This is a genomic window from Saccharopolyspora sp. 6M (genome assembly GCF_020176775.1).
Lineage (GTDB): Bacteria > Actinomycetota > Actinomycetes > Mycobacteriales > Pseudonocardiaceae > Saccharopolyspora_C > Saccharopolyspora_C gregorii.
In genome coordinates this window covers 1-21,876 of the sequence record NZ_JAIUJZ010000112.1, presented here as the reverse complement: position 1 = coordinate 21,876, position 21,876 = coordinate 1, and the positions used below count along the sequence as shown (strand labels likewise).

Genomic DNA, 21,876 nt, shown 5'->3' with positions numbered 1-21,876 from the left:
GACCTGCGGTGAGTCGGCCGCGCAGGCGCACCGCGCTCGCGTAGCCGTGGGGTTCGCCGGGTGCGCGCCGGGTTCCCACGTCCCCAGCGCTGGGCGCGTTCGGCGTGCGGGTGGGATTCGACGCGGCCGTGCTCGCCCACCCGGCGGGAACCGGCCCGGCCTCCCCAGGACGGCCCCGGCGACCCGCCCCTCGACCGGCACCGGGCGGGACGCCGCGTCAGAGCCAGTCGTCCTCGCGGGGCCAGATCAGGGGCGGCGGCGGTTCCTCCACGTTCGCGTAGCCGCCGCGGTAGAACAGCAGCGGGCGGCGCGGGTCTCCCTCGCCGAGGGCGTGCACCCGGCCGACGACGACGTAGTGGTCGCCCGCCTCGTGGACCGCGTCGACGGCGCAGTCCGCCCACGCCAGCACGTCGTCGAGCACCGGGGATCCCGAGGGCGCCGGGTGCCAGCCGACCTCGGCGAACTTGTCCGCACCACCGCGGCCGAACGCGGTGCTCACCGCTTCCTGCCGGTCGGCGAGCACGTTCACGCAGAACCGCCCGGACGCCGCCAGCAGCGGCCAGGTCCGGGAACCGCGCCCGGGGCAGAACAGCACCAGCGGCGGGTCCAGCGACAGCGCCGCGAACGACTGGCAGGTGAAGCCGACCGGGCGGTCGCCGTCCATCCCGGCGACCACGGTGACCCCGGTGCAGAACCGGCCGAGCACGCGCCGGAAACTCGCCTGGTCCGGTTCGACCCGCCCGGTGGCCGAGGTCATCCGCGGGCCCCGATGCTGAAGTCGTGGCCCCACAGGCTCACCGCGGTGCTCTCCCGGGCGATCCAGTCCTCGTCGGCGACCTGCCTGCCCTCGCAGCCGAACTCGACGTCGAAGCCGCCCGGCGAGCGCAGGTAGAACGACAGCATCAGATCGTTGACGTGCCTGCCCAGCGTCGCCGACAGCGGCACCTTCCGCCGCTGCGCGCGGTCCAGCGCCAGGCCCACGTCGTCCACGTCGGCGACCTCCACCATGAGGTGGACGATGCCGCTGGGCGTCGGCATCGGCAGGAACGCCAGGCTGTGGTGGCGCGGGTTGCAGCCGAAGAACCGCAGCCACGCCGGTTCCCCGTCGGCGGGCCTGCCGACGAGTTCGGGGGCGAGCCGCATCGAGTCGCGCAGCCGGAAACCCAGCACGTCGCGGTAGAAGTGCAGCGCCGCCGCGTCGTCGTGGGTGGACAGCACCACGTGCCCGAGGCCCTGCTCCTCGGTGACGAACCGGTGCCCGTAGGGGCTGACCACGCGGCGGTGCCGCAGTTCGGCGCCGTGGAAGACCTCCTGGGTGTTGCCGGAGGGGTCCTCGAAGCGGATCAGCCCGCACACCCGCCGGTCGGCGAGGTCGGCGGCGTCCCCGGCCTTCCAGGACACCCCGGCGGCGTCCAGGTTCCGCGCCACCTCGGCGACTTCCGCTTCGTTCGCGGCCTCCCAGCCGGTCTGGGCGAGCCGGTCGGCCTCCCCGGGGACGATCACCAGCCGGGCCGGGAAGTCGTCCATCCGGAAGTACACCGCGTCCGGGTCGGGCCCGTCGCCCTCGATCATGCCGAGGACCTTGGTGCCGAACACCCGCCACGCCTCGACGTCGGTGGCCTCGATCCGCAGGTATCCCAGCGAGCGGATGCCCATCGCGCACTCCCTCGATCGTCAGTCCAACAAGAAGTCCTGGACGAGCCGGTTGAACTCGGCGAACTTCTCCAGCTGCGCCCAGTGCCCGCAGCCGCCGAAGACGTGCAGCTGCGCGCGCGGGATCAGCTTCAGCGCCAGCAGCGCCCCGTCCAGCGGGTTCACCCGGTCCTCGCGTCCCCACACCAGCAGCACCCGCTGCCGCAGCCGGTGGGCCTCCCGCCACAGCAGGCCCTGCTCGACGGTCTCGGCGCGGCGGAACGACTCGCCCATCGCGCGCATCGCGGCCAGCGACTCCGGGTCGGCGGCGGCCGCGTAGCGCTGCTCCAGCAGCTCGTCGGTGATCAGCGACTGGTCGTGCACCATGGTGCGCAGGAACGCTTCGAGCTTCTGCTTGCTCGGCCCCGGCGGGGCCGAGAACTCGGCGAGCCGCCGCACGCCTTCGGTGGGGTCCGGCGCGAACAGGTTCAGGCTCAGCCCGCCCGGGCCCATCAGCACCAGCCGCCCGGCCCGGTCCGGGTGCTCCAGCGCGAAGCGGACGGCGGTCCCGCCGCCGAGCGAGTTGCCCAGCAGGTGCGCGCGTCCCAGCCCGAGCACGTCGAACAGCTCGTGCAGGGCGGTGGCGCTGTGGGTGAAGTACTGGCCGTGCTCGGTGGGCTTGCCGGAACGGCCGAAACCGGGCTGGTCCACGGCGATGGTGCGGAAGTTCCGGGCGAGCACGGGGACGTTGCGGCTGAAGTTGCTCCACGCGGAGGCGCCGGGGCCGCCGCCGTGCAGCAGCACCACCGCGTCGGCGTGCTCGGGGCCCGCCTCGTGGTAGTGCAGCCGCAGCCCGGACGGGAGTGCGGCGGTGCGGCCGGTGGAGTGCTCGTCGAGCTCGGTTTCCGCTGCGGTGCCCACGGTTTCTCCCCTCACACCATCGAATCCTTGATCGGCAGGCCGAATTCGCCGGTGCCGAACATCGTGTAGGCGCGTTCCGGGTCGTTGGCGGCGTGCACCCGCCCGGCGTGCGCGTCCCGCCAGAACCGCTGGATGGGGGTGCCGGTGGCCAGCGCCCGCCCGCCGGAGTTCTCGAAGAGCCGGTCGATCGCCTCGATGCAGCGGGTGGTGGCGCGGACCTGGTCGCGGCGGGCGCGCAGCCGCAGCGCCATCGGCACCTGCTCGCCGGCGGCGACGAGCTCGTACTCCTCGGCGATGTTGCCGCTGAGCTGCAGCCAGGCGGCGTCGATCTCGCTGGCGGCCTCGGCGATGCGCACCTTCGCGAACGGGTCCTCCTTGGACTTCTCGCCGGCGTAGGCGGCGCGGACCCGTGCTCCCTGGTGCTCGACGTGCGCGTCGTAGGCGCCCTGGGCCATGCCGATGATGGGCGCGGTGATGGTGGTGGGGTGCACGGTTCCCCACGGCAGCCGGTACAGCGGGCCGGTGTTGATCTCGTGGCCGGGGCAGCGGACCTCGGACATGGCCAGGAAGCTCAGCGCGCGGTGCGCGGGCACGAACACGTCGTCCACGACGACGTCGTTGCTGCCGCTGCCGCGCAGGCCCACGGTGTCCCACACGTCGTCGACGCGGTAGTCGCCCAGCGGCACCAGGTAGGTGCAGAAGTCCACCACCTCGCCCGCCGCGTCGTGGGCGGGCCCGCCGACGAACGCCCAGCTCGCGTGGTCGCAGCCGGAGGAGAAGCTCCAGCGCCCGGACAGCCGGTAGCCGCCGTCGACGACGGTCGCCCGGCCCATCGGCGCGTAGGAGGAGGACACCAGCGTGCTCGGGTCCTCGGCCCACACCTCGTCCTGCGCCTGCTGCGGGAACAGCGCGAGGTGCCAGGGGTGCACGCCGAGGATGGAGGCGACCCAGCCGGTGGAGCCGCAGGCGCTGCCGAGCAGCCGGACGGCGCGGTAGAAGTCGACCGGGTGGGCTTCGACGCCGTCGTAGCGGGCGGGTTGCAGCATCCGGAAGAACCCGGTGCGCTGGAGCTCCTCGATGGTCTCCTCGGGGAGGCGGCGGGCGTCCTCGGCCTTCTGCGCGCGTTCCCGCAGCCCCGGCAGCAGCCCGCGCACCTCGTCGACGATCCGCCGCCCGTCCTGCTCGCTCATCACGCGCTCCCGTTCCCGCGCCCGCGGGCACGTCGTGGAACTTGTTCCGCCGGTGGCTCGACTCGTGGTGCTGAACCCGTTTCCAGCACGGCTCGCGCACCACTCGCCGATACTAGAACACGTTCTCGTTCATGTCGAGGATCGGGCACCGTCCACATCGGACTCCGCTGCCGCCCGCAGCTCCAGCGCGAGCGCGATCAGCTGGTCTTCCTGCCCGCCGACGAGCTTCCGCTCCCCCGCCCGCACCAGCAGCGCCGCCGCGTCCACCCCGTAGCGCTCGGCCTGCACCTCCGCGTGCCGCAGGAAGCTCGAATACACCCCGGCGTAGCCCATCATCAGCGCGGCGCGGTCCAGCAGGCACTCCTGCGGCATCGCCGGGCGCACCACGTCCTCGGCGGCGTCGGCGATCGCGAAGAAGTCCACGCCGGTGCGGATGCCCAGCTTGTCGCACACCCCGACGAACGCCTCCACCGGCGTGTTGCCCGCCCCGGCGCCGAACCGGCGGGCGCTGCCGTCGATCTGCACCGCGCCCGCCCGCGCCGCGGCCACCGAGTTCGCCACCGCCACGCCCAGGTTCTCGTGCCCGTGGAACCCGACCTGCGCCTCCGCGCCGACCTCGGCGTCGATCGCCGCGACCCGGTCGGCGACCTGCTCCAGCACCAGCGCCCCGGCCGAATCCACCACGTGCACGCACTGGCAGCCCGCGTCCACCATGATCCGGGCCTGCGCGGCCAGCTCCTCCGGTGGCCGGGAATGCGCCATCATCAGGAACCCGACGGTCTCCAGGCCGCGCTCCCGGGCCAGCCGGAAGTGCTGCACCGACACGTCGGCCTCGGTGCAGTGCGTGGCGATCCGGCACACCTGCGCACCGCCGTCCTGGGCGGCGGCGATGTCGTCGAGCACGCCGACGCCGGGCAGCACCAGGAACGCGATCTTCGCCCGGCAGGCGGTGCGGGCGGCGAGCGCGATCAGCTCCTGCTCGGGCGTGGCGGAGAAGCCGTAGGTGAACGAGGAACCGCCGAGCCCGTCGCCGTGGCTCACCTCGATCACAGGCACCCCGGCGCCGTCGAGCGCGGTCACGATCGCGCGCACCTCCTCGGCGGTGAACCGGTGCCGCTTGTGGTGCGAACCGTCGCGCAGCGAGGTGTCGGTGATGCGCACGTCCAGCTCGTCGGAGAACGTCCTGGGCAGCTCGGTCACGAGATCCGCTCCTCCGCGTCGGCCGGGCGGCCCGCGCGGACGAGCTGCTCGCCCACCCGCACCGCCGCGGCGGTCATGATGTCCAGGTTCCCCGCGTACGGCGGGAGGAAGTCACCGGCGCCTTCGACCTCGACGAACACCCCGACCCGCAGATCGTCGCCGAGCAGGTCGAACTGCGGTTCGCCCAGCAGCCGGTAGCCGGGCACGTAGCCGGCGATCTCGGCGACCATCCGGTGCAGCGAGCCGCTGATCGCCTCCCGGTCGGAATCCGGTGGCACCGCGCAGAACACGGTGTCCCGCATGATCATCGGCGGGTCGGCCGGGTTGAGCACGATGATCGCCTTGCCGCGCGCGGCGCCGCCGATGCGCTCGATCCCGCGGGCGGTGGTGCGGGTGAACTCGTCGATGTTCGCCCGCGTGCCCGGACCCGCCGACACCGACGCGACCGAGGCCACGATCTCGGCGTAGCGCACCGGCGCGGCCCGGGAGACGGCGTGCACCAGCGGGATGGTGGCCTGCCCGCCGCAGGTGATCAGGTTCAGGTCGGGTGCCGCCAGGTGCTCGCCGAGGTTCACCGGCGGCACCACCGCCGGGCCCACCGCCGCCGGGGTGAGGTCCACGGCCCGGATCCCGGCTTCGGCGTAGCGGGGCGCGTTCGCGCGGTGCACGGCCGCGGAGGTCGCCTCGAACACCACGTCGGGGCGCTCGTCCTGGGCCAGCAGCCAGTCCACCCCGCCCGCGTCGGCGGCCACCCCGAGCTCGCGGGCCCGCCGCAGCCCCGCGCTGCCCGGGTCGATGCCCGCCATCCAGCGGGGCGCCAGCAGCGGGGACCGGTGCAGCTTGTGCAGCAGGTCGGTGCCGATGTTGCCGGACCCCACGATCGCCGCGGTCGCCTTGCCCGTACTCATCATCGAGCTCCTCGAAGCGTCATCGGAACGTCACCGACGCGGCGCCGAGCCGCCGCCCGCCGGTGCTGAACTCGGCCGCGAAGGCCGCCCCCGCCCCCACGTTTACCGCACGGGTGCAGGAACCGGGCAGCACCACGTGCCCGGCGCGCAGCCGCACCCCGAACCCGGCGACCTTGCGCGCCAGCCACGCCACCGCCCGCACCGGATCGCCGAGCACCGCGTCCGACCGGCCCTCCGCGATGCGTTCCCCGTCCCGGTGCAGCACCGCGTCGATGGCCCGCGGATCGACCGAATCCGGCGGAATCCGCTGCTCCCCCAGCACGAATCCGGCGGAGGAGGCGTTGTCGGCGATGGTGTCGGCCAGCCGGATGCGCCAGTCCGCGATGCGGCTGTCGATCAGCTCGATCGCGGGCACCAGCGCCGCGGTCCCGGCCAGCACGTCGCGTTCGGTGCAGCCGTGGCCGGGCAGGTCGACGCCGAGCAGGAACCCGACCTCCACCTCCACCCGCGGGAAGCAGTAGCGCCGCACCGCCACCGGCACGTCCGGGTCGAGGCGCATGTCGGCGAGCAGGTGGCCGTAGTCGGGTTCGTCGACGCCCATCATCGCCTGCATCACCGGGGAGGACAGGCCCACCTTGTGCCCCACGACCTCGGTGCCGGGCAGTCGCCGCCGGATGTTGCCGAGCTGGATCTCGTAGGCGTCCTCCGCGGTCAGCAGTGGCTGCGAGTCGGTCAGTGGCGGGATCGGGGCCCGCTCCCGCTCGGCCCGCCGCAGTCGCGCCGCCAGGTCCTCGCGCTGGTCATCCGTGAGCACGTTCCCCTCCTCCACCGGGCGCCAGCCAGTGCCCCGCGCGCCGCCCGGAGAACACGCAGTCGGCCAGCGAGAGCCCGCTGACGTAGGAGTTCGAGCACAGCCCCACCGCGGTGCGCCCCGCGGCGTGCAGCCCGGGCACCGGCCGGTCCCGCTCGTCGAGCACCGCACCGGTGTCCTCGTCGACGCGCAGCCCGCCGAGGGTGAGCATCGGGCACGGGTAAGCGGCGCTGGGCCGGATCGACAGGTCCAGCAGCGTGTACGGCGGGGTGCGCAGCGGCCGCACGAACTCGGCGGGTTTGCCCACCGGGTCCGCGCCGGGCGCGGCGGTGTCGTGGGCGTGGGCGGTGGCGGCGAGCCCGGCCGGGTCGATGCCGGCGAGCTCGGCGACCTCGGTGATCGTCGGGGCGGTCACCGCTCGGCGGTGCAGCAGGTGCAGCGCCTGCAGCAGCTGGAACCACACGGTCTGCCGGGGCAGCGAGCGCAGCGCGCGGCGCCGGGTCTCGGCGTCGATGAGCAGCCAGCCGCGCCCGCCGTGGTGGTGGACCAGCGCATCGCCCAGCGCGGCGCCGTAGCGGGATTCGTCGCAGACCCGCTTCCCGTGCTCGTCGACGAGCACGCCGTGCAGGAACTCGCTGGGCGGGGTGATGAACCGCCACACCGAGACGTTGCCGAGCTTGGCGGTGGTGCCACCCGCGGACCGGCCGAGCCGGATGCCGCTGCCGTCGTCGGCGCGGGTGCCCAGCGGCAGCCCGCCGCGGTGGCGCGGCGCGTGGTGGCGCAGCAGTTCCCGGTCGGCGATGAACCCGCCCGCGGCGAGCACCACCCCGCGACGGGCGCGGATCCGCAGCGGCACGGCGCGGCGGCGTTCGACCCGTTCGGCGACCGCGTGCAACCGCCGGGCCAGGGCGGGCAGGTAGATGCCGGGTTTCGCGGCCAGCCGCGCAGCGGTCCGGTGCAGCGCCCGCGCGGGCCGGGCCGCGGTGCGCAGGGTGGCGCACTCGACGCCGCGCACCTCGCCGCCGTCGCGGATCAGCCCGGTGACGCGGGTCTGGTCGAGGATCCGCACCCCGGCGGCGCGCACCGCTCGGGCCAGCGCGGTGTGCAGCACCTTCCCGGAGGTGCCGCGCCCCACCGGCCGGTGCCCGCGCGGTGCGGGCCGGGCGAGGTCGCGGAAGCCGCCCGCGGCCTCGCTGCCGGAGTAGTACAGGTGGTGGCGGCGGCTCGGGTAGGAGGTCTTGTACGGCGCGAGGGCGTCGCCGAAGCGCACTCCCCTGGCTTCCAGCCAGTCGATCATCTCGGGGCCACCCGCGCAGAAGCGGCGCAGCGTCGCCGGGGACACCGCGTCGCCGACCTCGGCGCGCAGGTAGGCGTGGACGTCCTCGACCGAGTCGGTGACGCCCGCGGCGCGCTGCGGGCGGGTGCCGCCCCCGGCGTAGACGATGCCGCCGGAGAGCCTGCTGGTGCCGCCCCCGCCGAACCGGTCGAGCACGACGACCTCGGCACCGGCCTCGGCGGCTTCGAGCGCGGCGCAGGCGCCCGCGACGCCGAACCCCACGACGACCACGTCCGCCTCGATCTCCTCGCCCACGGCACCCTCCGAGTGAAACAGGTTCTGCATCGGCCACTCGACTGCACGTTCATGTTCCAGGTCGTCACCGTAGCGCCATGTCGACTAAAACTATAACCTGTTTCAGTATTGCGAGCGATGGAGGTGGCATGAGCGCACCCGTCCCGACACCCGACGAGCGGTTCGACGTCGTGGTCGTAGGCAGCGGCGCGGCCGGGATGACCGCGGCGATCACCGCCGCGCGGGCCGGCCTGCGCGCGGTGCTGGTGGAGAAGGCCGCCCGCTACGGCGGATCCACCGCGCGCTCCGGCGGCGGCCTGTGGCTGCCGGGCAACGCGGTGCTCGCCCGCCACGACGACACCCCCGAGCGGGCCGCGGCCTACCTGGACCACATCGTCGGCGACACCGCCCCCGCCGAACTGCGCCGCGCGTTCCTCGACCACGGGCCCGCGATGCTCGACGAGGTCCTCGCCGCCACCCCGTTGCGGCTGCGCTGGGTCCCCGGCTACTCCGACTACTACCCCGAAGCCCCCGGCGGACGGGCCGAAGGCAGATCCGTCGAACCGAAACCCCTCGACGGCCGCCTCCTCGGCGACGAGCTCGACCGGCTGGAACCGGACTTCACCAAGGCACCGCCGAACTTCGCCGTCACCCAAGCCGACTTCCGCCGGCTCAACCTCGTCGCCCGGCACCCCCGCGGCGTGCTGCGCGCCCTGCGCGTCGGCACCCGCTACCTGCTCGCCACCCTGCTGCGCAAACGGCTGCTGGTGCGCGGGCAAGCGCTCGCCGCCGCCCTGCGCGCCGGACTCCGCGACCAGGGCGTGCCGCTGTGGCTGAACACCCCGCTGCTCGACCTGCTGCACGAGGACGGCCGCGTCACCGGCGTGCTGGTGCGCCGCGACGGCGCGGAGGTCGCGCTGCGCGCGCGCCGCGGCGTGCTGCTGGCCGCGGGCGGCTTCGAACGCGACGCCGAAATGCGCCGACGCCACCAGCGCGCCCCCATCGGCGCCGACTGGACCGTCGGCCCCGCCGCCAACACCGGCGACGCGATCCGCGCCGCCCAGCGCATCGGCGCCGACGTCGACCTGATGGACGACGCCTGGTGGGGACCGTCGATCCCGCTCACCGGCGGCCCCTGGTTCTGCCTCGCCGAACGCACCCTGCCCGGCTGCATCCTGGTCAACGGCGACGGCGAGCGGTTCGTCAACGAGGCCGCGCCCTACGTGGACGCCGTGCACGCCATGTACGGGCCCGGCGACGGACCCGCCCGCAACATCCCGACCTGGCTGATCGCCGACCAGCGCTACCGGAACCGCTACCCGTTCGCCGGGCTCGGCCCACGCCGCCCGTTCCCCCGCCGCTGGTACGACGCCGGAGCCGTCCACCGCGCCGACACCCTCGCCGAACTCGCCGCCGCCATCGACGTCCCCGCCGAACCGCTGCGCGGCACCGTCGAACGGTTCAACGCGCACGCCCGCACCGGCGAGGACACCGACTTCGGCCGCGGCCGCAGCGCCTACGACCGCTACTACGGCGACCCCACCAACCGGCCCAACCCCTGCCTGGCGGAGCTGACCACCGCCCCGTACTACGCGGTGCGCATCGTGCCCGGCGACCTCGGCACCAAGGGCGGGCTGCGCACCGACGCCCGTGCCCGCGTGCTGCGCACCGACGACGCACCGATCCCCGGCCTCTACGCGGCGGGCAACACCGCCGCCGCCGCGATGGGCCGCACCTACGCCGGACCGGGCGCCACCCTCGGCCCGGCCATGACCTTCGGCCACCTCGCCGCGCTGCACATGGCAGGCGCGGCACCCGAACCCGCTGCGAACCCCGACCGGGGTGAACGGAGGAGCCAGCGATGACGCCGAACGACGACGTGCGCACCATCGACGTCGGAACCCCGCCCACCAGGTTCGCCCGCGGCTGGCACTGCCTCGGCCTCGCCGAGACCTTCAAGGACGGCAGACCGCACCCCGTCGAAGCCTTCGGCGGCAAGCTCGTCGTCTTCCAAGCAGGCGACGGCGCGCTGCACGTCCTCGACGCCTACTGCAGGCACATGGGCGGCGACCTCAGCCAGGGCAGCATCAAGGGCGACGCCGTCGCCTGCCCGTTCCACGACTGGCGCTGGTCCGGCGCAGGCCGCTGCGTCGGCATCCCCTACGCCAAGCGCATCCCGCTGCGCGCCCGCACCCAGGCCTGGACCTGCCTGGAGCGCAACGGGCAGCTGTTCGTCTGGCACGACCCCGAGGGCTCCGCACCCACCGACGAGGTCGCCATCCCCGAACTCCCCGAGGTCGGCGACCCGGAGTGGAGCAGCTGGACCTGGGACTCGGTGTTCATCGAAGGCTCGCACTGCCGCGAGATCGTGGACAACGTGGTGGACATGGCGCACTTCTTCTACGTGCACTTCGCCTTCCCCACCTACTTCAAGAACGTCTTCGACGGGCACGTCGCCACCCAGTACCTCAACACCAAGGGCCGCCCCGATGTCGGCTCCCGCTCCAACTACTCCGGCGAGGACAACCTCGGTGTCTCCGAAGCCTCCTACTACGGGCCCTCCTACATGATCGACCGGCTGTGGAACCAGCACCGCGGCAGCACCGTCGAGACCATCCTGATCAACTGCCACTACCCGGTGACCGCGAACTCCTTCGTGCTGCAGTGGGGCGTGCTGGCCAAGAAGCTGCCCGGCCTCGACGACGAGCAGGCCGACGCGATGGCCGCCAAGATCGCCAAGGGCACCAGCGTCGGATTCCTGCAGGACGTGGAGATCTGGCGCAACAAGACCCGCATCGACAACCCGCTGCTGTGCGAGGAGGACGGCCCCGTCTACCAGCTGCGCCGCTGGTACGAGCAGTTCTACACCGACGTCGCCGACCTCACCGAGGACATGACCGGCCGCTTCGAGTTCGAAGTGGACACCACCCGCGCGAACATCGCCTGGGAGCAGGAGGTCGCCGACAACCTGGCCCGCCGGGCGGACTCCCCGTGAACCCGCCGGACTGGGCCAAAGCACCCGCGGGCGACGCCGCGCTGCACGAGCGCACCGCCGCCGACCGCCGCGAACAGCTCGAAGGCGGCCTGCGACCGGTGCGCTGCGACCGGTGCGGAACCTGCGTGCTGGCCAAGAAGAACAGCCCCGCCCACACCAGCGTGCAGTGGACCCGGCGCGCCGCCCAGGACTGCCCCGCGCTCGCCGACGCCGCCCGCGGCGGCAGCACCGCGCACGTCCCCGGCTGCCCCGACCTGGAGGACAGCATCGGTGCGCGGCTGCGCCACGATCGGGAGGCGCCATGATCCACCGGCTCAAGGTCGACGAGGTCGTCGAGGAATCCCCGGACGCCCGCTCCCTCGTGTTCGCCGACCCCGGGGACGACTTCTCCTACCGCCCCGGGCAATTCCTCACCCTGCGGGTGCCGGACGAGCGAGGCGGCTCCCTCGCCCGCTGCTACTCGCTGTCGAGCTCCCCGCACACCGGCACCGCCCTGCGGGTCACCGTCAAACGCGTGCCCGACGGCCGCGGCTCCAACTGGCTGTGCGACCACGTCACCGCCGGAACGGTGCTGGACGTGCTGCCACCCGACGGCGGCTTCAGCCCGAAGTCGCTGGACGCCGACTTCCTGCTGCTGGCCGGCGGCAGCGGCATCACCCCGATCATGTCCATCGCGCGCTCCGCGCTCGCCGCCGGGACCGGCCGGATCGCCCTGCTCTACGCCAACCGGGACGAACGCTCGGTCATCTTCGCCGAAGCGCTGCGGCACCTCGCCGCCGAACACCCGGAACGGCTCGTGGTGCTGCACTGGCTGGAGACCGTGCAGGGCCTGCCCGACGCCGCTGCGCTGCGCGCGCTCACCGCACCGTTCGCCGACCGCGAGGTCTTCGTCTGCGGCCCGAACGCGTTCATGGACGTCGCCACCGAAGCCCTCGCCACCGCCCCCGGGCGGCTGCACGTGGAGCGCTTCCACTCGCTGACCGCCAACCCCTTCGAGCAGGACCCGCCGACCGCGGCGGAGGACGCCGCGGGAGGATGGGCCACCGCGCACGTGGAGATCGACGGCGACCGGCACCGCCTGGACTGGCCCCGGCGGCAGCGACTGCTGGACCTGCTGCTGGACCGCGGCATCGACGCCCCGTTCTCCTGCAGGCAGGGCGCGTGCAGCGCCTGCGCCTGCCGCATCACCGCCGGGGAGGTCAGCATGGAGCGCAACGACATCCTGGAGCAGCAGGACCTCGACGACGGGATAGTGCTGGCCTGCCAGTCGTTCCCGGTCACCGACGAGGTCCACGTCAGCTACGAGTGAAGGAGCCGCATGCCCATCGACCCGGACCTGGCCATCGGAGCCACCGTCGCCGACCAGGACGTCACCTGGACCGAATCCGACGTGCTGCTCTACCACCTCGCGCTCGGCGCCGGAGACCCGCCGACCGATCCGGGCGAACTGCGCTACGCCTACGAGCAGGACCTGCACGTGCTGCCCACCTTCGCGGTGGTGGCGCCGAACCTGCGCCAGTTCGAACCTCCGGCGCTGTCCTTCCCCGGCGTCGAAGTGGACCTGGCGCAGGTGCTGCACGGCTCGCAGGAGATCACCCCGCACCGCCCGCTGCCGGTCTCCGGCGGCGCCCGAGCCACCACCCGCATCGTCGACGTGCTGGACAAGGGCAAGGCCGCGGTGATCGTGCAGGAGACCGTGCTCACCGACGCGGACGGGCCGCTGTGCTCCGCCCGCTCGATGATCTTCGCCCGCGGCGAGGGCGGCTTCGGCGGGCACCGCGGGTCCACCCCGCGCGTCGACCTGCCGGAGCGCGAACCGGATCTCGTGGTCGACTCCCGCACCGAACCGCGGCAGGCGCTGCTGTACCGGCTCTGCGGCGACCGCAACCCGCTGCACGCCGATCCCGCGTTCGCCACGGCCGCCGGGTTCGAGCGACCGATCCTGCACGGCTTGTGCACCTACGGCGTGGCGTGCAAGTCCATCGTGGACACCGCGCTCGACGGCGAGGTCGACCGCGTGGCCTCCTTCGGCGCCCGCTTCGCCGGCGTCGTGCACCCCGGCGAGACCCTCCGCACCCGCGTCTGGACCGAACCCGGTGGCGAACTGCTCGCCACCACCACCGTCCCGGAACGGGACGACACCGTCGTCCTCGACGGCATCACCCTCACCACCAGGTGAGCTCGGCTCAGGTGCGCCCCGCGGCGTTGAGCAGGTCCAGCGCGCTGTGCTGGCAACCGTGCCCGACACCCGGCTCCACCCACGGCCCGTTCCAGTGCGGACCGTACGAGTCCTGCTCGTCGCGGTCGCGGGCGTGGGCCGCATCCGCCTGCCGCGCCAGGTAACCGGTGTACGGGTGGTCGGCCAACTCCGCGTTCAGCACACCCAGCCCGCGCACGTACGGCCCCTTGAACGAAGCCCCGTCACCATCGCAGTCGTCACCCTCGACCGGCTCGCGCAGGACCCCGTCCGGGTTCAGGTAGGCCGAGCCGGTCGAGGCGTCGGCGAGCGCCCGCGCCCGCTCCAGCAGCGCCGCGTCCCCGGTGGCGCGGTGCAGCTCCACCAACCCGCCCAGCAGCACGCCCTGGTTGTACGTCCACGCCGTGTCGCCGTTGTTCGCGCACTCCCCGGTGAGCCCGTCGTTGACCAGCCCGCCCTCCCCGATCATGCCGCTGCCCTCGAACCACGACCACCCCTCGCGAGCCCGCTGCAAGTAGGTCGTGTCCCCGGGAATCCTGTTGTGCAGCGCCGCGTTCAGCTCGACGTAGAGCTCGTTGGTGATCGCGTTCTTGTAAGCCTTCTCCCGGTGCCACAGCACCCCGCCACCGCACTCCGGCGTCCAGTGCGCCGCCATGTGGTCGGCGTCGGCGCGCGCCGTCGCCAGGTACCGCTCGTCCCCGGTGAGGTCGTGCGCGGCCACCCATGCCAGCCCCCACCACCCGGTGTCGTCGAGGTAGTCGTTGCGGAAGTCCCCGCCCTGGGCGTTCAGGTTCAGCTCGTAGGTGCGGGCGATGGCGTGCTCGTGCTCGCGATCCCCGCTGATCCGGATGCTCTCGATCAGCGCCGTCAGCGCGTTCGCCGAGGTCCACCAGTTCCCGGTGTCGAACAGCCCGATGTCCTCGCGGTAGCGCCCCATCAACGCCGTCGCGGCCGCACCGCCGGGGCTGTCCGCGACGGCCGCCGCGGGCGCGGCCGGGGCGCACAGCAGCAGGCAGCACAGCAGACCGAGCACTCGGAATCCGGTCATGGCAGCCCCCTCCGCCCCGCCCGGTGCCGCGCGGGAGCGCTTCCACGATCACCGGGCCCGCGCGGCGCTGTCAACGCGGCTCACCCCGGCGGCGGCAGGCCGCTGCCGGTCCACTCCGGAACGTGGAGGAAGCTGGACGCGAAAAAGGGGAGCCACCGCTCCCCTTCCCCGTCCAACTTATAACGCACCGGGGTCCTTGCGGCAAGACCCCCGACATGGCGCACAATCAGCCGCCGAAGCCGAGACCTGCGAAAACGAGATGTGTCCTCGTCCACATCCGCGGTCGGCACGGGCGCGGCCGGGAAGGGGAGCGCGCCCGGCAGCGGTTTCGAACGAGGGGACGAGCACCGGCAGCGGCATCGCCGGCGCTCGAAGCAGTGCGAGGAAGACGGTTCAGCGACTGTGAGGGGCCCGTGTCAGCACAGGGGTACGAAGAGGAATTGCGGTCCGAGCGCGACCACGTCGCCGGTCTCTACGCGAGGCTCGACGCGGAGCGCGCCCGGGTGCGCGGCGAGTACAAGGCATCGCTGCGCGGTGACGGCGAGTCGCTGGTCGAGCGGGACGTGCAGGTGCGCGCGCTGGCGCGCGAGGTGCGGCGGCTGGACGTGGTGGACAACGGGCTGTGCTTCGGCAGGCTCGAAGCGGAGTCCGGGCAGCGCTCCTACATCGGCCGGATCGGGCTGTTCGACGCCGACGACGACTACGAGCCGCTGCTGCTGGACTGGCGCGCCCCGGCGGCCCGCCCGTTCTACGTGGCGACCGGCGCGCACCCGGAGGGCGTGCGCACCCGCCGCCAGTTCCGCACGAACAACCGCGAGGTCCTCGGCTTCACCGACGAGCACCTCGGCGGCCCCGACGGCGCCGAGGAGGGGGACGCCGCGCTGCTGGCGGCGGTGAACGCGCCCCGCGGCGGCGAGATGCGCGACATCGTCGCGACCATCCAGGCCGAGCAGGACGAGATCATCCGGCTGGAGCACCAGGGCGTGCTGGTGATCGAGGGCGGGCCGGACACCGGCAAGACGGTGGTGGCGCTGCACCGCGTCGCCTACCTGCTGTACACGAAGCGGGAGCGGATGGAGCGCCACGGCGTGCTGGTGGTGGGCCCGAACCCGGCGTTCCTGCACCACATCGGCCGGGTGCTGCCCTCGCTGGGCGAGACCGACGTGGTGTTCATGACGCCCGGCGACCTGGTGCCGGGCCTCCAGGTCAGCGCCGAGAACGCCCCGGAGGTCGCCCGGACCAAGGGTTCGCTGCGGATGCTCGACGTGCTGGCCGCCGCCGTCGCCGACCGCCAGCGGCTGCCCGCGGAACCGCTGCCGATCGAGCTGTCCGACGCCGCGGTGCGCATCGACGCCGACACCGCCGAGTGGGCGCGGCAGGAGGCGCGGGACACCGGGCTGCCGCACAACGAGGCCCGGGCCACCTTCATCGAGATCGTCACCTACGTGCTCACCGAACGGGCGATCACCCGCATCGGCCGGGGCTGGCTGGACAAGCAGGACGTGGCGGCCCGCGAGCAGCTGCGCCGCGACCTGCGTGCGGAACTGGCCGAGAAGCCGGAGTTAGCCGCCGCGCTCGACGAGCTGTGGCCGGTGCTCACCCCCCAGGAACTGCTGGCCGACCTGTACACCTCCCCGGAGCGGCTGCGCGCGGCGGGAGCCGACGCGGCGCTGCTGCGCACCGACGGCGTGGCGTGGACGGTGTCGGACGTGCCGCTGCTCGACGAGCTGGTGGACCTGCTGGGGCGGGACAAGCCGGCCGAGCAGGCCGCGAAGCAGGCCGCCGAGCGGGAGCGCAAGGCCGAGCAGGAGTACGCGGCGGGCGTCCTGGAGATCATGGAGGTCGAGCGGCACGACATGATGGACGACGAGGACCACCTGCTCGCCCAGGACTTGGTGTACGCCGAGGACCTCGCCGACCGGTTCGTGCAGCACGACACCCGCAGCCTCGCCGAGCGCGCCGCCGCCGATCGGGATTGGACCTACCGGCACGTCGTCGTCGACGAAGCGCAAGAACTGTCCGAAATGGACTGGCGGGTGCTGATGCGGCGCTGCCCGGCGCGGTCGTTCACCGTGGTCGGCGACCTCGCGCAGCGCCGCTCGGCGGCCGGGGCGACTTCCTGGGGTTCGATGCTGGACCGCTACGTGCCGGGCCGCTGGCAGTACCGGCCGCTGTCGGTGAACTACCGCACCCCGGCGGAGATCATGGCGATCGCGGGTTCGCTGCTCGCCGAGTTCGCCCCGGAGGTGACGGCACCGGAGTCGGTCCGCTCCTGCGGTGTTCCCCCGTGGTCGCGGCGGGTCACCGACGAGGAGCTGCCCGCCGCCGTCGCGGAGTTCACCCGGGCCGAGGCCGACCGGGAGGGCACCTGCGTGGTGATCGGGCCGCCGGACGTGCCGGGCGCGGTGCCCGCTTCGGAGACGAAGGGCCTGGAGTACGACGCGGTCCTGGTCGTCGATCCGGACCGGATCCTCGCCGACGGCCCGCGCGGCGCGGCGGAGCTGTACGTGGCGCTCACCCGCGCCACCCAGCGGCTCGGCGTGCTGCACCGCGAACCGCTGCCCCGGGCGCTGTCCGGGCTAATGGAGCTCGACGGCCCGGTGCCGGCGGGTTCGACGCAGTAGTCACCGGACGGCCGCGGCCGGGGCCCTGCTCCTCCGCGGCCGTCTTCGGTCGGTTCGCCTTCGAGCATTGATTTCACTCGACACTGAACTGATCGCACCACTTAATGGGTCCGATGCCGCGGCCCCGAGCGTCGATCGAGGACTCGGACCAACGGCGAGGCCTGCGGCTGCACCGGCAGGGCGCGCCCGCGGACCTCGCTCGCGATGCTCGATCCCGCCTCCGGCGGTCTACGACCCGCGCCAGCTGCGCCGCAGCGAAGCCGATCCGGCGAAGCCCCGGCGCCGCCGCAGGCACCCCGGCACCTCCAGCACCCGACGGACCGCGATCCCCGCACCCATCCACGCCCGAGCTCGCCGCGCTCCGGCAACCACTCCCCACTCCCCAGCCGCACAGGTGCCCCACACTCCGGCCGCGCGCAGCCAGGTGCGGCTCGACGGCCTGGCCGGAGCCGCGCGGTCGGCGAGCCCTCACAGTTCGCGCAGGCGATCCGCCTCCGACACCGCACTGGGCCGACGGCCACGTCGACGCCGAAGCCGGACCGCCCGCCACCTGCGCCGCACCCCTGGGCCGGCTCTACCCACGCCCACTCCGCACAAGCGGCCGCCCCTCACCGCCCTCCTCAGCTTCGCCGCTTTTCTCCTCACCCACATTGATTTCACTCGACACTGAACTCACCGCACCCTTTGACACACGGCGAGTCGGGCGTCCCACGAGACCCGACCTCGGCCGAACGGGCCCCGCTGAGGTTCCGCCACCCACCCCCTCGCGGGAGGCGCGGTCACCCCCGCCGAAGACCGCGGAAGGTTCGGCGGAGGTCTGCTACCCAGCCCTCGGGGTTCTCCCACGGGATGAAGTGCCCGCCGCGGTCGTGCGCGTTGACGTTGACGTGGTTGAACCAGGCGGCCTGCGGGCCGTCCTCGAACGCCCGGATGCGCTCGGCGGCGGTGCGGATGCCGGGCGGGTTCTCGTAGGTGACGAAGGTGAGGCCGACCGGTACCTGCACGACGGGCTTCCGGTCGTGCGCGGGCGTCCACGGGTACCGGTTGGCTTTGGCGTAGTAGCGCAGCGAGGTGCCGATCGAGTTCGTCGCCCAGTAGATCGTGGCGTGCGTCAGCAGCTCGTCCGCGGTGAACACCGATCCGAGGTCGCCGCCGTTGTCGCTCCACGAGTTCCACCGCTCCAGCAGCCAGGCGAGCAACCCGGCGGGCGAGTCGCTCAGCCCGTGCGCCAGGGTCCCGCCGTCGAGCACGTGCACGGCGAGGTGCGAGGCCGAGCGGCGGTCCAGCTCGACGATCCGGTCCCGCACCTCGGCCGGCTGGTCGTCGGTGAGCGGCCGGTTCCGGGCGAAGTCCCAGGCGCGCGGACCGGTGAAGAAGTCCAGCGGCAGCCCGGAACCGATGTGGATGCCGTGCAGCTCGTCGGCGTACTTGTGCCCGAGCTGGCTGGAGACGAGGCCGCCGATGTCGCAGCCCCCGGCGGCGTACTTCTCGTGGCCCAGCACCTCGGTCATCAGGACGTGCCAGAGGTCGGCGACCTTCCAGAAGTTCACGTCGGGGAAACCGGTGAGCGGCCCGGGGAACCCGAATCCGGGCAGCGACGGCACGATCACCTCGAACGCGTCCGCCGGGTCGCCGCCGGACGCGGCCGGGTCGGCGAGCGGGTCGATCACCTTCGACCAGTGCCAGAACGTCCACGGCCAGCCGTGGGTGAGGATCAGCGGGATCGGGCGGGGTCCGCGGCCCGGCTTGCGCATGAAGTGCACCGGCACCCCGGCGACGGTCACCTGGTAGTGCTCGTAGGCGTTGATCGCGGCCTCCGCCGCGCGCCAGTCGTAGCCGTCCCGCCAGTGCTCGACCAGCTCGCGCAGGTAGCCGGTGGGGACGCCGTAGGACCAGTCGTCGTTCCCCTCGTCCAGCGGCGACCTGGTCGCGGCGAGGCGGGCGCGCAGGTCGGCCAGCACCTCGTCGGAGACGTGGATCGGAACGGGGTCCAGGGGTAACCGGGTGGTCATGGTGCGGTCCTCGCTCGGTCGGGTGGCGGGTTGCGGAGCCGAGCCGCCGTCCGGAGCGCCCGGGCGCGGACCTCCGGCGCCGCAACGATTCCACGATCACGTCGCGCGGTACAGCGGTCCGAGTCTGCGGCGGAGCGGTGCCGGGTGCTGTTCCAATGGGGCCATGACAGAGCTGCGCACCCTGGGTTCGTCCGACCTCGCCGTCTCCCGCCTCTGCTTGGGCGGCAACGTGTTCGGGTGGACCGCCGACCGGAACGACTCGTTCGCCGTCCTCGACGCCTACACCGCGGCGGGCGGCAACTTCATCGACACCGCCGACTCGTACATGAACCGGCCGGGCAACGAGCCCGGGCAGTCCGAGCGGATCATCGGCGAGTGGCTCGCCGCCCGCGGCGGCCGGGACGACGTGGTCATCGCGACGAAGGTGGCCCACCACCCGGACTTCAGGGGGCTCGCGCCCGCCAACGTCAAGGCGGCCGCGGAGGCCTCGCTGCGCCGGTTGGGCACCGACCGGATCGACCTGTACTACACGCACTTCGACGACGAATCCGTGCCGGTGGCCGACATCATCACCGCGCTCGACGAGCTGGTTCGGGAGGGCAAGGTCCGCGCGATCGCCGCCTCCAACATCAGCCCGCAGCGGCTCGCGGACTCGCTGGCGTTCTCCGAGCGGGAGGGCCTGGCCCGCTACGTCGCGCTGCAACCGCACTACAACCTGGTCTCCCGCGACACCTACGAGGGCGAGCTGCGGGACGTCGTCGAACGGGCCGGGCTGGGGTGCGTGCCGTACTTCGCACTCGCTTCCGGTTTCCTCACCGGCAAGTACCGGCCGGGCAGCACCGTGGACAGCGAGCGCAGCGAACCGCGGCTGGCCGGGCGGTACGCGGGCAGCGAGCGCTCCGCGCGGGTGCTCGCCGCGCTGGACGAGGTCGCCGCCGAGCGGGGCGCGGCGCACGCGACGGTGGCGCTGGCGTGGCTCGCGCGGCAGCCGACGGTGGTCGCGCCGATCGCCTCCGCCCGCAACACCGAGCAGCTGCCCGCGCTGCTCGCGATGCACGACCTGGAACTGACCGCCGACGACCTCCGGAAGCTGGACGCGGCCTCCGCCTGACTCCGACCAGACCGTCCCGTTCGCCCCGACGACGCCGGGCGAACGGGACGGTCACCTGCCGTCGGCGTGCGGCCGATCACCGCCACCCGAGCCCCCGAACGGCCCATCGGCGCATACGATCACCCGCGGCCCGACGCGAACGACCCGGACGGGAAGCCGAACATGAGCGAGCACGACCACCCCGGTGGCCTGGCGCATCCGCGACAGCCGATGACCGGTCGCGACCCGGACGAACCGGGCCGGGTCGCCACTCCCCTGGAGCTGCTGTTCGACCTGACCTTCGTGGTCGCGGTCGGCACCGCCGCCTCCTTCCTCGCCGAGACGCTGGCCGGGGGGCACGTCGTGCCCGGGATCACCGCGTTCGTGCTCGCGATGTTCGCGATCAGCGTGGCGTGGATCAGCTTCAGCTGGTTCGCCTCCGCCTTCGACACCGACGACTGGCTGTACCGGGCGTTGACGATGCTGCAGATGATCGGCGTGGTCATCTTCGCCCTGGGCCTGCCCGCGCTGTTCACCGGCCTGGCCGAGGAGTCGCGCCTCGAAGTGCGGGTGATCGTGCTCGGCTACGTCGTGATGCGGGTCGCGATGGTGCTGCAGTGGTGGCGAGCGGCGCGGGAATCGCCCGAGTTCAGCGCGGTCGGCTTCGCGAACATCCGGTGGACGGTGCTCGCGCAGGTCGGCTGGGTCGTGCTCGCCTTCGCGAACCTGCCGCTCGGCGTCGCGTTGGCGGCGTTCGTGCTGCTCGGGCTGCTGGAGCTGGCGCTGCCGGTCTTCGCGCAGGGGCGCGCGCACGGCACGCCCTGGCACCCGCACCACGTGGCGGAGCGCTACAGCGCCTTCGCGATCATCACCCTCGGCGAAGGCGTCGTCGGCACCATCGCCTCCTCCGGCGAGCTGCTCGGCGGCGGCAGCGGCGTGAACTGGAGCGGGGACGCGGTCGCGGTGGTCGTCGCGGGCGTCGGCCTGACCTTCGGCATGTGGTGGGTGTACTTCGCGACCCCGTTCGGCGAGGTGCTGGAGCAGCGCCGCGCCCGCGGCTACCTGTTCGGCTACGGGCACATCCTGGTGTTCGGGGGAATCGCCGGGACCGGTGCCGGGCTGCACCTGGCGGGGTTGCAGCTGGAGCACCACTCGACGATCGGCAACGCCACGGTGGTGCTGGCGCTGGCCGTGCCGCTCGGGCTGTACCTGCTGGTCGTGTACCTGCTGCACGCGCTGCTGCTGTCGGAGGCCGACGGGTTCCACGTGCTGCTGCTGGTGATCACGCTCGGGGTGCTCGGGGCCGCGGTGGCGCTCGCCGCGGCGGGCGTGGGGATCGCGGCGTGCCTGCTGGTGGTGATGCTGGCGCCGTACGTGACGGTGCTCGGCCACGAGACGATCGGGCACCGGCACCAGCGGCGCGCGCTGGACGGGCTGCGGCGGCGCTGACGATCATCCGGCGGCGCCGCCGCAGGCGATCACCCGGCGCGGTCGGCGCCGTCGAACGGCAGGCCGCGGGCGAGGAACGCGGTGCCCGCGAGCCCGATCGCGGTGGCGAGCAGCACCCCGGCCGCGCCGACCCCGCTGGCGACCAGCCCCACCGCGCCGGGGGGCCCCCCCCCCCCCGCGGGGGGGGCCGGGGGGGGGGGCGGGGGGGGCCGGGCCCCCCGGGCCGGGG

General features: G+C 73.4%; 19 protein-coding genes. 8 read left to right on the top strand and 11 right to left on the bottom strand.

Annotation, left to right across the window (positions count from 1 at the left end; all coding sequences use genetic code 11):
* Nucleotides 1-217: 217 nt before the first annotated feature.
* From hsaB to LCD31_RS16380, 8 genes are all read right to left on the bottom strand, one after another.
* A complete protein-coding gene (gene hsaB, locus LCD31_RS16415) occupies nt 218-757 on the bottom strand; it encodes a 3-hydroxy-9,10-secoandrosta-1,3,5(10)-triene-9,17-dione monooxygenase reductase subunit (RefSeq protein WP_224959200.1) in 540 nt (179 codons plus the stop codon).
* On the bottom strand, nt 754-1,656 hold the full coding sequence (hsaC, locus tag LCD31_RS16410) for an iron-dependent extradiol dioxygenase HsaC (protein ID WP_224959199.1): 903 nt from the start codon (nt 1,654-1,656) through the stop codon (nt 754-756). Before hsaC ends, hsaB begins: the two co-directional genes overlap by 4 nt.
* An 18-nt stretch (nt 1,657-1,674) precedes the next feature.
* Nucleotides 1,675-2,553 (bottom strand): 4,5:9,10-diseco-3-hydroxy-5,9,17-trioxoandrosta-1(10),2-diene-4-oate hydrolase, encoded by an 879-nt coding sequence (hsaD, locus tag LCD31_RS16405; RefSeq protein WP_374201662.1) that lies wholly within the window; start codon nt 2,551-2,553, stop codon nt 1,675-1,677.
* Nucleotides 2,554-2,564: 11 nt separating this feature from the next.
* Nucleotides 2,565-3,743, bottom strand: coding sequence for a 3-hydroxy-9,10-secoandrosta-1,3,5(10)-triene-9,17-dione monooxygenase oxygenase subunit (gene hsaA, locus LCD31_RS16400; protein ID WP_224959198.1), 1,179 nt, complete (start codon nt 3,741-3,743; stop codon nt 2,565-2,567).
* Between the two features lie 129 nt (nt 3,744-3,872).
* The gene (gene dmpG, locus LCD31_RS16395) at nt 3,873-4,943 is read right to left on the bottom strand and encodes a 4-hydroxy-2-oxovalerate aldolase (protein ID WP_224959197.1); all 1,071 of its coding nucleotides are present in this window, start codon (nt 4,941-4,943) and stop codon (nt 3,873-3,875) included.
* Complete coding sequence (locus tag LCD31_RS16390; protein WP_224959195.1) at nt 4,940-5,851, bottom strand: acetaldehyde dehydrogenase (acetylating); 912 nt, start codon at nt 5,849-5,851, stop codon at nt 4,940-4,942. Before LCD31_RS16390 ends, dmpG begins: the two co-directional genes overlap by 4 nt.
* Nucleotides 5,852-5,870: 19 nt before the next feature.
* Complete coding sequence (locus LCD31_RS16385) at nt 5,871-6,665, bottom strand: 2-keto-4-pentenoate hydratase (RefSeq protein ID WP_224959193.1); 795 nt, start codon at nt 6,663-6,665, stop codon at nt 5,871-5,873.
* On the bottom strand, nt 6,652-8,283 hold the full coding sequence (locus LCD31_RS16380; protein ID WP_224959191.1) for an FAD-binding protein: 1,632 nt from the start codon (nt 8,281-8,283) through the stop codon (nt 6,652-6,654). Before LCD31_RS16380 ends, LCD31_RS16385 begins: the two co-directional genes overlap by 14 nt.
* A gap of 98 nt (nt 8,284-8,381) precedes the next feature.
* Between LCD31_RS16380 and kstD the strand changes: the two genes are divergently transcribed.
* Genes kstD through LCD31_RS16355 form a run of 5 tightly spaced genes read left to right on the top strand, consistent with a single transcriptional unit; the run spans nt 8,382 to nt 13,406 of the window.
* Nucleotides 8,382-10,097, top strand: coding sequence for a 3-oxosteroid 1-dehydrogenase (kstD, locus tag LCD31_RS16375; RefSeq protein WP_224959189.1), 1,716 nt, complete (start codon nt 8,382-8,384; stop codon nt 10,095-10,097).
* A complete protein-coding gene (locus LCD31_RS16370) occupies nt 10,094-11,227 on the top strand; it encodes a Rieske 2Fe-2S domain-containing protein (RefSeq protein ID WP_224959188.1) in 1,134 nt (377 codons plus the stop codon). Before kstD ends, LCD31_RS16370 begins: the two co-directional genes overlap by 4 nt.
* Nucleotides 11,224-11,532 carry a hypothetical protein gene (locus LCD31_RS16365; protein WP_373689954.1) on the top strand — a complete coding sequence of 103 codons (309 nt, stop codon included), beginning with the start codon at nt 11,224-11,226 and terminating at the stop codon, nt 11,530-11,532. The genes LCD31_RS16370 and LCD31_RS16365 overlap by 4 nt, the downstream gene beginning before the upstream one ends.
* Entirely contained in the window at nt 11,529-12,536 is a 1,008-nt protein-coding gene (locus LCD31_RS16360) for a ferredoxin--NADP reductase (protein WP_224959187.1), read from the top strand. Before LCD31_RS16365 ends, LCD31_RS16360 begins: the two co-directional genes overlap by 4 nt.
* Nucleotides 12,537-12,545: 9 nt before the next feature.
* Nucleotides 12,546-13,406 carry a MaoC/PaaZ C-terminal domain-containing protein gene (locus LCD31_RS16355; protein WP_224959186.1) on the top strand — a complete coding sequence of 287 codons (861 nt, stop codon included), beginning with the start codon at nt 12,546-12,548 and terminating at the stop codon, nt 13,404-13,406.
* 7 nt (nt 13,407-13,413) lie between these two features.
* Here the strand turns inward: LCD31_RS16355 and LCD31_RS16350 are convergent, their stop codons facing one another.
* Entirely contained in the window at nt 13,414-14,472 is a 1,059-nt protein-coding gene (locus tag LCD31_RS16350; protein ID WP_224959185.1) for a glycoside hydrolase family 76 protein, read from the bottom strand.
* A gap of 413 nt (nt 14,473-14,885) precedes the next feature.
* On the opposite strand from LCD31_RS16350, the gene helR reads away from it, so the two are divergent.
* Entirely contained in the window at nt 14,886-17,096 is a 2,211-nt protein-coding gene (gene helR / locus LCD31_RS16345; protein WP_224959184.1) for an RNA polymerase recycling motor ATPase HelR, read from the top strand.
* Nucleotides 17,097-17,875: 779 nt separating this feature from the next.
* On the opposite strand, the gene LCD31_RS16340 is transcribed toward helR, so the two are convergent.
* Nucleotides 17,876-19,108, bottom strand: coding sequence for an epoxide hydrolase family protein (locus LCD31_RS16340; RefSeq protein WP_224959183.1), 1,233 nt, complete (start codon nt 19,106-19,108; stop codon nt 17,876-17,878).
* Between the two features lie 172 nt (nt 19,109-19,280).
* Here LCD31_RS16340 and LCD31_RS16335 point away from each other — a divergent pair, with 172 nt between their 5' ends.
* Both LCD31_RS16335 and LCD31_RS16330 read left to right on the top strand, forming a co-directional pair.
* On the top strand, nt 19,281-20,219 hold the full coding sequence (locus LCD31_RS16335) for an aldo/keto reductase (RefSeq protein WP_224959201.1): 939 nt from the start codon (nt 19,281-19,283) through the stop codon (nt 20,217-20,219).
* Between the two features lie 162 nt (nt 20,220-20,381).
* Complete coding sequence (locus tag LCD31_RS16330; RefSeq protein WP_224959182.1) at nt 20,382-21,647, top strand: low temperature requirement protein A; 1,266 nt, start codon at nt 20,382-20,384, stop codon at nt 21,645-21,647.
* 29 nt (nt 21,648-21,676) lie between these two features.
* Here the strand turns inward: LCD31_RS16330 and LCD31_RS16325 are convergent.
* A partial coding sequence (locus LCD31_RS16325) for a hypothetical protein (RefSeq protein ID WP_224959180.1) occupies nt 21,677-21,876 on the bottom strand: 200 nt, incomplete at its 5' end.